Raw genomic sequence first — 12,099 nt, forward strand, 5'->3', positions numbered from 1 at the left:
GGTTATTAACCACAATGCCTTCCTCCTCGCTGAAAGTACTTTACAACCCGAAGGCCTTCTTCATACACGCGGCATGGCTGCATCAGGCTTGCGCCCATTGTGCAATATTCCCCACTGCTGCCTCCCGTAGGAGTCTGGACCGTGTCTCAGTTCCAGTGTGGCTGGTCATCCTCTCAGACCAGCTAGGGATCGTCGCCTAGGTGAGCCATTACCTCACCTACTAGCTAATCCCATCTGGGCACATCTGATGGCAAGAGGCCCGAAGGTCCCCCTCTTTGGTCCGAAGACGTTATGCGGTATTAGCTACCGTTTCCAGTAGTTATCCCCCTCCATCAGGCAGTTTCCCAGACATTACTCACCCGTCCGCCGCTCGTCACCCAGGAGCAAGCTCCCTGTGCTACCGCTCGACTTGCATGTGTTAGGCCTGCCGCCAGCGTTCAATCTGAGCCATGATCAAACTCTTCAATTAAAAGCTTGATTTGCTTCAACTCGTGAAGCGGTGCTCAAAAATTAACTTTCGTAATAATTCAACTAAATGAATTACTGCTTGGTCACTCTTCAAGACTTGATATTTTTTTGTACCCGAAGGTACTTGAGATATCAATCCTGCGAGTGCCCACACAGATTGTCTGATAAATTGTTAAAGAGCAGTGAGTTAGGCGCTTTCGCTTGCTAACTCGAGGTGGCGTATATTACGCTTTCCTCTTTCAGAGTCAAGCGTTTATTTTCGCTTTTCGTCTGGCTGACAAGCCGGTTTGTAAGCCGTTGTGCCGTGTCAGTGGAGGCGCAGTATAGGGATTTTCTGGAAGCTGACAAGTATAAAATTCAAAAAACTTATCGATCGATTGTTTTTCATTCAAAATACATATCAAGGGCTCACTATCGCCTGGTTTTTAAACAAAAACGAGCCCCTCAGGGCCCGTTTTTGTCTTTTCTGTGACTTACTGCACTGCCACAATATGATTATCTTTTACTGTCAGATGCACTGTTTTACCAGGAATCAGCTCCCCAGAGAGGATTTGCTGCGCCAGCGGGTTCTCTATTTGCTGCTGGATAGCGCGTTTCAACGGTCTTGCACCATATACTGGGTCGTAACCATTCTCGCTAAGCAGCTTCAACGCATCCTCAGAGATAGTGACTTCATAGCCACGCTCTTCAAGGCGTTTATACAAACGCTGCAACTGAATCTGCGCAATAGAAGCAATGTGTTGTTCACCTAATGGGTGGAATACCACGACTTCATCTATACGGTTGACGAACTCCGGGCGGAAGTTCTGACTAACAACACCAAGAATCAGATCCTTCATATGACCGTAGTCCAACTCGCCGAAGCGCTCCTGAATTAAGTCAGAACCCAGGTTAGACGTCATAATCACTACCGTATTACGGAAGTCGACCGTTCTACCCTGCCCGTCAGTCAAGCGCCCATCATCCAACACCTGCAATAAGATGTTGAACACATCCGGGTGTGCCTTCTCAACTTCATCCAACAGAATAACAGAGTAAGGACGACGACGAACCGCTTCCGTCAGATAACCGCCCTCTTCGTAACCAACATACCCTGGAGGCGCACCGACCAAACGAGAGACCGAGTGTTTTTCCATAAACTCGGACATATCGATACGCACCATTGCGTCATCGCTATCAAACATAAAGTTTGCCAGCGTTTTGCACAGCTCAGTTTTACCCACACCGGTTGGCCCAAGGAACAGGAACGAACCAATCGGACGATTAGGGTCAGACAAACCAGCACGGCTACGACGAATTGCGTTTGATACGGCTTCAACAGCTTCATTCTGCCCGATAACACGAGTATGAAGTTGTTGCTCCATTCTCAGCAGTTTGTCTCGTTCACCTTCCAGCATTCGAGCCACAGGGATCCCAGTCCAGCGTGCCAGCACTTCCGCAATTTCTGCGTCAGTCACTTTGTTACGCAGCAGCCGCATGGTTTTGCCTTCACTCTGAGTTGCCGCCGCGAGCTGTTTCTCAAGCTCTGGAATCTTCCCGTACTGCAATTCAGACATACGTGCCAGATCGCCTACGCGACGAGCCTGCTCAATGGCAATTTTTGCCTGCTCCAGTTCCGCTTTAATCGTCTGCTCACCAGAAAGTGAAGCTTTCTCAGCTTTCCACTCTTCTTCCAGCACTGAATATTCACGCTCTTTCTGCCCTAATTCTTCCTCAAGCATACTCAAACGTTTTTGGCTCGCTTCGTCAGACTCTTTCTTCAATGCTTGCTGTTCCAGTTTTAGCTGGATGATACGGCGATCAAGACGGTCTAACTCTTCTGGCTTCGAGTCAATCTGCATACGAATACTGGAAGCCGCTTCATCGATAAGGTCGATGGCTTTATCCGGCAACTGACGATCGGCGATATATCGATGCGATAGAGTCGCCGCCGCAACAATGGCCGGGTCAGTAATCTGCACATGGTGGTGCAGCTCGTAGCGCTCTTTCAGCCCACGCAAAATTGCGATGGTGTCTTCAACAGAAGGTTCAGCAACGAACACTTTCTGGAAACGACGCTCAAGCGCGGCATCCTTTTCTATATACTGACGATATTCATCAAGGGTTGTCGCGCCGACGCAGTGCAACTCACCGCGAGCAAGTGCAGGCTTAAGCATGTTACCGGCATCCATTGCACCATCGGCTTTACCTGCGCCAACCATCGTGTGCAACTCGTCAATAAATAGAATGACGTTACCTTCCTGTTTAGAAAGGTCGTTCAGCACACCTTTAAGACGTTCTTCAAATTCACCACGATATTTCGCGCCCGCCACCAGCGAACCCATATCCAGCGCCAGTACGCGACGCCCTTTCAACCCTTCAGGTACTTCACCGTTAATAATGCGCTGCGCCAGGCCTTCAACTATGGCTGTTTTACCAACGCCTGGTTCACCGATGAGTACTGGGTTGTTTTTGGTACGCCGTTGCAATACTTGAATAGTGCGGCGAATTTCTTCATCACGGCCAATCACTGGATCAAGCTTGCCCTGTTCTGCACGCTCAGTCAGATCGACGGTATATTTTTTCAATGCCTGACGTTGGTCTTCGGCACCCTGATCATTCACGTTTTCGCCTCCACGCATTTGTTCAATTGCTGCTGTCACATTTGCCGTGGTAGCACCTGCTGATTTCAATAAATCAGTTAATGTTCCGCGCGATTCAAGTGCTGCCAGAACAAATAACTCAGATGAAATGAAGTTGTCATTTCGTTTTTGCGCCAGTTTGTCACACAGGTTTAATGCACGGACTAAATCCTGCGAAGGCTGGACATCACCGCCCGTTCCTTCAACTTGCGGTAAACGGCTTAAAGCTTGCTCTATATCCGTACGTAACTTGCCAGCATTAACGCCAGCAGAGGTCAGTAACGGACGCACAGATCCACCTTCCTGATTGAGCAGTGCGCTCATCAAGTGAAGGGGTTCGATAAATTGGTTGTCTTGCCCGAGAGCTAAGGATTGGGCATCAGCGAGAGCAAGCTGGAATTTATTAGTAAGACGATCCAGACGCATAACTCCTCCCATATACAGGTCAAATTTGCTACTGGAGATTAAATGAGGTCATCCCTCAATTATTCAAGGTTAATGACCTGAAATATTTGGAGCGTTAGTTACCCGCACTGGATCGTCTTGATTCGATAGGTTATATCAGCCAAATGAAACTTGCCATACGGCCTGTGGTTCTGTCGCGTCGATATGAGAAAAAATCACCCGCTTCGCTGTAAGTGCAACGGTCACCACCATAAATATGGTTAATGCCCGCGGCAGACAAGCGTTGGCGTGCCAACGTGTAGATATCAGCGATGTATTTTTCCCCTGATGGGCGAAATGCGCTATCAGCCTGAAGATCTTTAGCCATAAACGCTTCACGCACTTCAGGGCCGACTTCAAATGCTTCAGGGCCGATAGCTGGGCCAAGCCATGCGATGATATTTTCTGGCGCATCTTTAAAACAGGCGATGGTTTCTTCAAGCACACCTTCGCACAAACCACGCCATCCCGCATGAGCAGCAGCAACCTCAGTTCCTGCCTTATTACAGAATAGCACTGGCAAACAATCTGCAGTCATTACTGCACAAACGGTGCCCGGTGTTGAACTGTAAGAAGCATCAGCGCGCTTAGACAAATATGGCCCGCCCGTGAGTTTCAACACTTCTTTGCCGTGTACCTGCTCTAACCAAACAGGTTTTGAGGGCAACAACGCAGCAGCGTAAAAAAGACGGCGGTTTTCTTCGACATCATCCAGGTTATCACCGCAATGGGCTCCCAGATTAAGCGAATCGTAAGGCGGTTGACTCACACCGCCAATACGTGTCGAACTGCAAGCAGCCACTCCTTCAGGGAGCGGCCACTGCGGGACGATCAATTTGCTCATAGCCAGTCCAATTGATCCTTATGGATTTCTGTATCAGCACGTAATGCTTCAATCAGTTCAACCATATCCTGAGGAATCGGCGCATGCCACTCCATCAACATACCGCTAATCGGATGGTGAAGACGTAACATGGTTGCATGAAGAGCCTGGCGGTCAAACTTACGCAGCACGCTAACAAACTCTTCCGACGCACCTTTTGGTGGGCGTGGACGGCCACCGTAAAGCTGATCGCCAACTAATGGATGAGTAATATGCGCCATGTGCACACGAATCTGGTGAGTACGACCTGTTTCCAGACGCAGACGCAGACGTGTGTGTACGCGGAAATGTTCCATGATTCGGTAATGCGTAACAGCTGGCTTACCCATAGGATGCACAGCCATATGGGTGCGCTTGGTAGAGTGGCGGCTGATTGGCTCGTCTACCGTGCCACCTGCAGTCATATGACCAATCGCAACTGCTTCATATTCACGCGTGATTTCACGTAATTGCAAAGCCTCAACCAGGTGAGTTTGCGCAGGAACAGTTTTCGCAACGACCATCAAACCCGTCGTGTCTTTATCCAGACGATGCACGATACCTGCACGCGGTACATCAGCAATCGGTGGGTAGTAATGCAATAGTGCATTCAGGACGGTCCCATCAGGGTTACCCGCACCAGGATGCACAACGAAATCCCGCGGTTTGTTAATCACCAGAATATCGTCATCTTCATAGACGATATTGAGCGGGATATCTTGTGGTTCCCAGCGCGCATCCTCTTCGATTTCAGCGTTGATAGTGACGCTTTCGCCACCCAACACTTTCTCTTTCGGTTTGTCGCTGATATTGCCATTGACCAGCACGCGCTGATCAAGAATCCATTCTTTTATACGCGAACGTGAATAATCCGGGAACAATTCGGCCAAAGCTTGATCTAAGCGTTGACCGAGTTGAGATTCGGACACAGTTGCGGTGAGTTGTACTAGTTGTGCCATAGACAGCTTCTTCGTTAACGTTGGGTTTTACGGCAATGCCGTTTAATATAGTGTGCTATTGTAGCTGGTCTTTATCGGGAGCTGGTACTGCGAGCCTCCCGGATAACATTCTGAGGAAAGTCAAAACGTCATGACGCGTATGAAATATCTGGTGGCAGCAGCCACGTTGAGCCTGGCTTTGGCTGGTTGCTCCAGTTCCAAGGATGAGGTTCCTGATAATCCACCTTCTGAGATCTATGCGACTGCGCAGCAAAAGTTGCAGGACGGTAACTTTAAAGCGGCGATAACGCAACTGGAAGCGCTGGATAACCGTTATCCGTTCGGGCCTTACTCGCAGCAAGTGCAGTTAGATCTTATCTATGCTTACTATAAGAACGCTGATTTGCCATTGGCTCAGGCAGCGATTGACCGCTTTATGCGCCTTAATCCTACCCATCCAAACATTGACTACGTACTTTACATGCGCGGTCTGACGGATATGGCGTTAGATGATAGCGCATTACAAGGTTTCTTTGGCGTAGATCGTTCAGACCGGGATCCGGCGCATGCGCGCGATGCGTTCAGAGATTTCTCTAAGCTGGTTCGCGGTTATCCGAACAGCCAGTATGTCACCGATGCCACCAAGCGTCTGGTGTTCCTGAAAGATCGTTTAGCGAAATATGAGCTTTCAGTGGCGCAATACTACACTAAACGCGGCGCGTGGGTTGCAGTAGTTAACCGTGTCGAAGGAATGTTGCGTGATTTCCCTGATACTCAGGCCACTCGTGATGGTCTGAAATTGATGGAAAATGCTTACCGTGAAATGCAAATGCCAGCCCAGGCTGACAAAGTTGCAAAAATTATTGCGGCAAATAGCAGCAACACCTGATTCACCAATTTATCAAAACAAAATGGCAGCCATATGGCTGCCATTTTTATTGCCCGAAATATGTAAACTGAAACGGTTTAGCGTCGGGTCATCCAATCAAATATGGACGCTATTTCTCACTTCCACAAGCTTTAAAAACAGAGATCCTGTCCTGCCTCACAAAAAGGGTTTACTGACAAAAAGTGACAAAATAATGTGATTTGCATCACACATTTTGACATTCAGAAAGGTATGCTGGAGTTACCAAGACGGGAATGACAAGAGGTAACTTTATGACAATGAACATTACCAGCAAGCAAATGGAAATCACCCCAGCTATTCGTCAGCACGTCGCAGACCGTCTAACTAAACTGGACAAGTGGCAAACACATTTAATTAACCCACACATTGTTTTGTCCAAAGAGCCGAAAGGTTTCGTGGCAGATGCCACCATTAATACGCCAAATGGCCAGCTCGTAGCGAGCGCCAAACACGATGATATGTATACGGCTATCAACGATTTGATCAACAAACTGGAGCGGCAGTTGAATAAAGTGCAACACAAGGGTGAAGCGCGTCGCACAGCAGGTTCAGTGAAAGACGTTGCTATCGCGGAAGTTGAAGAAGAGTAATCAATTTAGCCTTATCAACCATAACAACGCGCCTCCGGGCGCGTTTTTTATTGACAGAGCGAAAACAGACCGGGTACCTTACTTGTCTGACTTATCAGGAACCAACAATGAAACTATTTCCGTTTTTCTTCGCATTCTTTTTTACCTTCCCCTGAATGGGAGGCAATTCGTCGTGTGATAAAGAATGCGAAGACGAACAAACAAGCCTCCCGAAACCCGGGAGGCTTTTTTTATGGAATTCGAAAAGGTAGCGATATGAGTGAGACAAACCCATTGCTGGCACTGCGCGATAAAATTAGCGCCCTGGATGTAAAACTGCTGGCATTGCTGGCGGAGCGTCGCTTATTAGCTGTAGAAGTAGGCAAAGCTAAACTTGCCACTCACCGCCCGGTGCGCGATATAGACCGCGAGCGAGATTTACTGGAGCGCCTGATTGCACTGGGTAAAACTCATAATCTGGATGCTCATTACATAACCCGCCTGTTCCAGCTCATTATTGAAGACTCCGTCCTGACCCAGCAAACGTTATTGCAGCAGCACCTTAACAAAACGAATCCGCAATCAGCACGAATTGCGTTCCTCGGCCCAAAAGGTTCTTACTCTCACCTTGCTGCTCGCCAGTATGCCGCCCGACACTTTGAACAATTTATTGAAAGCGGATGTGCAAAGTTTCACGATATCTTTAATCAAGTCGAAACGGGTCAAGCAGATTACGCAGTCGTGCCGCTAGAGAACACCAGTTCTGGCGCAATCAATGATGTCTATGATTTGTTGCAGCACACCAGTTTATCCATCGTTGCCGAGATGACTGTGCCTATCGATCACTGCGTGTTGGTTAAAGGTACTACTGATTTAGACACTATCCACACTGTGTATAGCCATCCACAGCCTTTCCAGCAATGTAGCCAGTTCATCAATCGCTACCCAAACTGGAAAATTGAATATTGTGAGAGTACTTCTGCAGCGATGGAGAAGGTGACTCAGGCGAACTCACCTCATGTCGCGGCATTAGGTAGCGAAGCAGGTGGCGCGCTGTATGGCTTACAAGTTCTGGAACGCAACCTGGCAAATCAGACGCAAAACATTACACGTTTCATCGTCCTGGCTCGCAAAGCTGTTGAAGTGACTGACCAGGTTCCAGCGAAAACTACCCTGCTGATGGCAACAGGCCAGCAAGCCGGTGCGCTGGTAGAAGCACTTCTGGTTCTGCGTAATCACAATTTGATTATGACAAAACTGGAATCTCGCCCGATTAACGGTAACCCGTGGGAAGAGATGTTTTATCTGGATGTTCAGGCAAATCTGAACGATGAAGCAATGCATAAAGCCCTTCGCGAGCTGGGCGAAATCACCCGCTCGATGAAAGTACTTGGCTGTTATCCAAGTGAGAACGTGGTACCTGTCGATCCGGTGTAATACTGGCAGTAAGCCAGCGTTATGCTGGCTTACTAAATCTGTTTAAATTTAAGTTTTGGCAGCCCTGCTACAGCGACTTCAAGCGTAAAAATCGCGCCAGAAAGCGGCCTTTCCGCGACTTCAGTATCATCCATATTTTCTCGCGTGGTCGTGATGAACAATGTTTTCATATCATCGCCACCAAAACAGACCATCGTAGGGCAACGTACTGGCAACTCATACTCTTCCAGTACATCTCCCGTTGGCGACAAGCGTGCAATACGGTAGCCATCAAATAGCGCGGTCCAGTAATAACCCTCTTCGTCAATTGCGGCGCCGTCAGGAATCCCCTGCCCCAGCTCAAAATGTTTAAACACTTCACGCTTGCCTGGTTCACCTTGTTTATCTAGCGGAGTTCTGTAGATCACACGATTCGGCGTATCCGAGGTGTACATCCATTTTTTGTCGGCACTAAACGCCAGACCATTGGCACCATGAATATCATGCTGAATAACATGGGGAGTCAGATCGTTATCCACACGGCACAACAATGCCCCGTTGTAATCTCCCGGTCCCCAAAATGTTCCGGCATAAAAGCGTCCATCTCTATCCGTTCCACCATCATTAAAACGAGCTAATGCAGGGTTATTGGGGTTGTCACACACTTTACGAGTGATAAGCCCTGTGCGGTTGGTCAGATAAATTCCGCTGCGCAGCGCGACCATAAAGCCGCCCGTTTCACATAATGCAAAACATCCAACTTCTTCGGAAAACTGAATCACATCGTGTTTTTTACTTTCAATGTTGTAGCGATGCATTTCGTTTTCGAGAATATCCGTCCAGTAGAGGCAGTTTTCCTCAGCACTCCAGGTTGGGCATTCAGGTAAGTGACCGATGTAATCGAACAGAACTTGCGGCTGAGCCATTTTTCTATCCTTAATTGCCAATAAAAAAAGCCATTAGGTTTCCCTGATGGCTTTAGATTATAAGACTATTTTGCGATTACGGTCGGCTATCATTTGCCTGGCGTAATAAAGTACGGCTTTCGCTCTGGAAGCGCTGCGCGTAATCACCAAACCAGTGTTCAACCTTACGGAAGCTGTCGATGAACGCTTGCTTATCACCATGCTCCAGCAGGCCAATCGCCTCACCAAAACGTTTGTAGTAACGTTTGATCAGGTCCAGATTGCTTTCGGAAGACATAATAATGTCAGCATAAAGCTGCGGGTCCTGAGCGAATAAGCGCCCGACCATAGCCAGTTCCAGGCGATAAATCGGTGATGAAAGCGCTAGTAACTGCTCGAGCTGAACATTCTCTTCTGCCAGATGCAAGCCGTATGCAAAGGTTGCAAAGTGGCGCAGCGCCTGAATAAACGCCATGTTCTGATCGTGTTCAACTGCCGTGGAGCGATGTAAACGCGCGCCCCAAACTTGAATCTGTTCCAGGAACCACTGGTAAGCTTCTGGCTGGCGACCGTCACAATACACTACAACTTGCTTTGCCAGGCTGCCGCTATCCGGCCCAAACATTGGGTGCAAACCCAGAACAGGGCCCTGGTGCGCAGCCAGCATAGCCTGTAGAGGGCCATTTTTAACCGATGCCAGATCAACCAAAATACAGTCATCAGGCAAGCGTGGTAACTGAGCGATAACTTGTTCAGTGATATGAATCGGGACGCTGACAATCACCATGCCCGCATCAGCCATCAACTCTGGTGCTTTAGCCCAGTCTTCTTTTTCAAGGATTCGAACCTGGTAACCGGAAAGTGTGAGCATCTTTTCAAACAAGCGCCCCATTTGCCCACCACCACCGACGATAACAACCGGCCGCAAAGCAGGAAATAGCGTTTTAAAGCCTTTGTCATTCTCGCTTGAGTAAGACTCTCGCATTACGCGGCGCAGTACGTCTTCAATCAGATCAGGTGGAACACCTAACGCTTCCGCTTCTTTGCGGCGTGAAGCCAGCATTGCCGCTTCACGCTCTGGGACATAAATCGGTAAACCGTACTGGCTTTTGACTTCGCCAACTTCCGCTACCAGTTCAAGGCGGCGTGCCAGTAGCCCCAGCAACGCCTTATCCACTTCGTCAATTTGATCGCGCAGCGCGGTCAATTCAGCCACCATAGTAAAACCTCTTATGCCTGACGCGCCGCAAGCGTACCGTTCAGATCCTGATGAATCTCGCGCAGTAAAGTCTCAGTGGTTTCCCAGTCAATACAAGCATCTGTTACAGAAACACCGTACTTCATCTCACTGCGTGGTTGCTCTGAAGATTGATTACCCTCGTGGATATTACTTTCAATCATCAGGCCAATAATCGAACGGTTGCCATCTTTAATTTGAGCGACAGCTGATTCAGCCACGCCCGGTTGGCGGCGGTAGTCTTTGTTTGAGTTGCCATGGCTGCAATCTATCATCAAGGCTGGGCGGAGTCCTGCCTGTTCCATCTCTTTTTCACACTGCGCGACATCTGCCGGGCTGTAATTCGGTGCTTTACCGCCACGTAAAATCACGTGGCCATCAGGATTACCCTGAGTTTGCAGTAAGCAAACCTGGCCTGCCTGGTTAATACCGACAAAACGGTGTGGCATAGATGCAGCGCGCATTGCGTTAATTGCTGTGCCGAGGCTGCCATCAGTACCATTTTTGAAGCCAACCGGCATTGAAAGGCCAGAAGCCATTTCACGGTGAGTCTGGGACTCAGTAGTACGCGCACCGATTGCCGACCAGCTGAACAGATCGCCTAAGTATTGTGGGCTATTTGGATCAAGCGCTTCGGTTGCCAGTGGCAGACCCATGCTCACCAACTCTACGAGTAATTGACGAGCAATTTTCAAACCGCCTTCGACATCAAACGAACCATCCATGTGCGGATCGTTAATCAGCCCTTTCCAGCCCACAGTAGTACGTGGCTTTTCAAAATAGACGCGCATCACGAGGTACAGACTATCGCTAACTTGTTCAGACAACGTTTTAAAACGACGAGCATATTCAATCGCGGTTTCTGGGTCGTGGATCGAGCAAGGTCCACACACCACCAACAGACGAGGATCACGGCCCGCGATAATGTTGGAAATCGTCTGACGGGACTGTTCAATCTGCGCTTCTTGGGCGGCAGTCAGCGGGAATTCCGCTTTCAGTTGATCCGGAGTGATAAGTATTTGTTCGTCAGAAATATGAACGTTGTTCAGCGCGTCTTTTTGCATGATGGCGATCCTGTTAGCTCGTTTGCGATAGTCGTTTCCTCAGTGAGGATGCGACTACATTACCAGCTTTAGTAAAGATTGCAATCCATATTACGTAAACAATTCGTTACGACACTAAAATAATTGCCGCTTAAAGCACGTAAATCAACAATGCTCGTAAACTTTATGATACACACATACATAAACACGCTTCTTTTTCGCGTAAACATGCATTCAATGAAATAGCCTCTATGCTCAAAGAATACTCTTTGAAATGGATATTCCCACCATGCGTTACATCGCCTTAATTCCGATCTTATTCCTGTCGGCCTGTTATGTTGATCCTTACACACATGCTCCCACCCCTGAGCCTACCGACTGGTATCAAGCCGGCTGGGACGATGCAATGTCCGGACAACCCATCAGAAGCAATCTGGTTATTTCACATATGCATAATGATGAGAATGTGGACCGTCAGGAATGGTTGAAGGGATATGCAGAAGGACAACAGAGAATTTGCGATCCGAAGTTCTTACTCATCCTGGGGCAAAGCGGAAAGTCATTTCCTGGCAGTTGTGAGAGCTTACCAGATGTTGCTGAGCGCCGAGCCCAATGGGAGAAAGGAAGCAATGAAGAGTTTCAGCGCTCATTTTTGCGCTAGACAAAAAAAGGGCTGCCAGATGGCA

The 12,099-nt window shown here is 48.5% G+C and carries 11 protein-coding genes, 1 rRNA gene and 1 other annotated feature; of the genes, 5 read left to right on the plus strand and 7 right to left on the minus strand.

The annotated features are described in order from the left end of the window. The 4 genes from EDF88_RS09010 to rluD all read right to left on the minus strand — a co-directional run. Positions 1–469 (minus strand): 16S ribosomal RNA (locus EDF88_RS09010); the annotation flags it as partial. A 472-nt stretch (positions 470–941) separates the two neighbouring features. Next, positions 942–3,515 (minus strand): ATP-dependent chaperone ClpB, encoded by a 2,574-nt coding sequence (gene clpB, locus EDF88_RS09015; RefSeq protein ID WP_134184218.1) that lies wholly within the window; start codon positions 3,513–3,515, stop codon positions 942–944. A gap of 130 nt (positions 3,516–3,645) precedes the next feature. After that, the gene (gene yfiH, locus EDF88_RS09020; protein WP_064513177.1) at positions 3,646–4,377 is read right to left on the minus strand and encodes a purine nucleoside phosphorylase YfiH; all 732 of its coding nucleotides are present in this window, start codon (positions 4,375–4,377) and stop codon (positions 3,646–3,648) included. Next, positions 4,374–5,354, minus strand: a complete 981-nt coding sequence (gene rluD, locus EDF88_RS09025; protein WP_064513180.1) for a 23S rRNA pseudouridine(1911/1915/1917) synthase RluD — start codon at positions 5,352–5,354, stop codon at positions 4,374–4,376. The genes yfiH and rluD overlap by 4 nt, the downstream gene beginning before the upstream one ends. Before the next feature lie 130 nt (positions 5,355–5,484). Between rluD and bamD the strand changes: the two genes are divergently transcribed. The 4 genes from bamD (at position 5,485) to pheA (ending at position 8,249) form a co-directional block, all read left to right on the plus strand. Then, positions 5,485–6,222 carry an outer membrane protein assembly factor BamD gene (gene bamD, locus EDF88_RS09030; RefSeq protein ID WP_064513183.1) on the plus strand — a complete coding sequence of 246 codons (738 nt, stop codon included), beginning with the start codon at positions 5,485–5,487 and terminating at the stop codon, positions 6,220–6,222. Between the two features lie 272 nt (positions 6,223–6,494). After that, a complete protein-coding gene (gene raiA / locus EDF88_RS09035; protein WP_064513185.1) occupies positions 6,495–6,833 on the plus strand; it encodes a ribosome-associated translation inhibitor RaiA in 339 nt (112 codons plus the stop codon). A gap of 106 nt (positions 6,834–6,939) precedes the next feature. Then, positions 6,940–7,067 (plus strand) — a sequence feature (Phe leader region). After that, the gene (pheL, locus tag EDF88_RS24810; RefSeq protein ID WP_193216298.1) at positions 6,941–6,988 is read left to right on the plus strand and encodes a pheA operon leader peptide PheL; all 48 of its coding nucleotides are present in this window, start codon (positions 6,941–6,943) and stop codon (positions 6,986–6,988) included. Its footprint overlaps the feature before it by 48 nt. A 21-nt stretch (positions 7,068–7,088) precedes the next feature. Next, positions 7,089–8,249, plus strand: coding sequence for a bifunctional chorismate mutase/prephenate dehydratase (gene pheA, locus EDF88_RS09040; protein WP_134184220.1), 1,161 nt, complete (start codon positions 7,089–7,091; stop codon positions 8,247–8,249). A 32-nt stretch (positions 8,250–8,281) separates the two neighbouring features. Here the strand turns inward: pheA and EDF88_RS09045 are convergent, their stop codons facing one another. The 3 genes from EDF88_RS09045 to aroF all read right to left on the minus strand — a co-directional run bounded on the left by EDF88_RS09045 (position 8,282) and on the right by aroF (position 11,434). Further along, positions 8,282–9,154, minus strand: coding sequence for an SMP-30/gluconolactonase/LRE family protein (locus EDF88_RS09045; protein ID WP_134184222.1), 873 nt, complete (start codon positions 9,152–9,154; stop codon positions 8,282–8,284). 76 nt (positions 9,155–9,230) lie between these two features. Continuing rightward, positions 9,231–10,352: a bifunctional chorismate mutase/prephenate dehydrogenase gene (gene tyrA / locus EDF88_RS09050; protein ID WP_115627551.1), complete on the minus strand. Its 1,122-nt coding sequence runs from the start codon at positions 10,350–10,352 to the stop codon at positions 9,231–9,233. 11 nt (positions 10,353–10,363) lie between these two features. Beyond that, entirely contained in the window at positions 10,364–11,434 is a 1,071-nt protein-coding gene (gene aroF, locus EDF88_RS09055) for a 3-deoxy-7-phosphoheptulonate synthase AroF (RefSeq protein WP_064513198.1), read from the minus strand. A gap of 253 nt (positions 11,435–11,687) precedes the next feature. Here aroF and EDF88_RS09060 point away from each other — a divergent pair, with 253 nt between their 5' ends. After that, positions 11,688–12,074, plus strand: a complete 387-nt coding sequence (locus EDF88_RS09060; protein ID WP_083962909.1) for a DUF2799 domain-containing protein — start codon at positions 11,688–11,690, stop codon at positions 12,072–12,074. The last annotated feature ends 25 nt before the right edge of the window (positions 12,075–12,099 follow it).

It is taken from the genome of Buttiauxella sp. BIGb0552, assembly GCF_004366275.1.
GTDB lineage: Bacteria > Pseudomonadota > Gammaproteobacteria > Enterobacterales > Enterobacteriaceae > Buttiauxella > Buttiauxella gaviniae.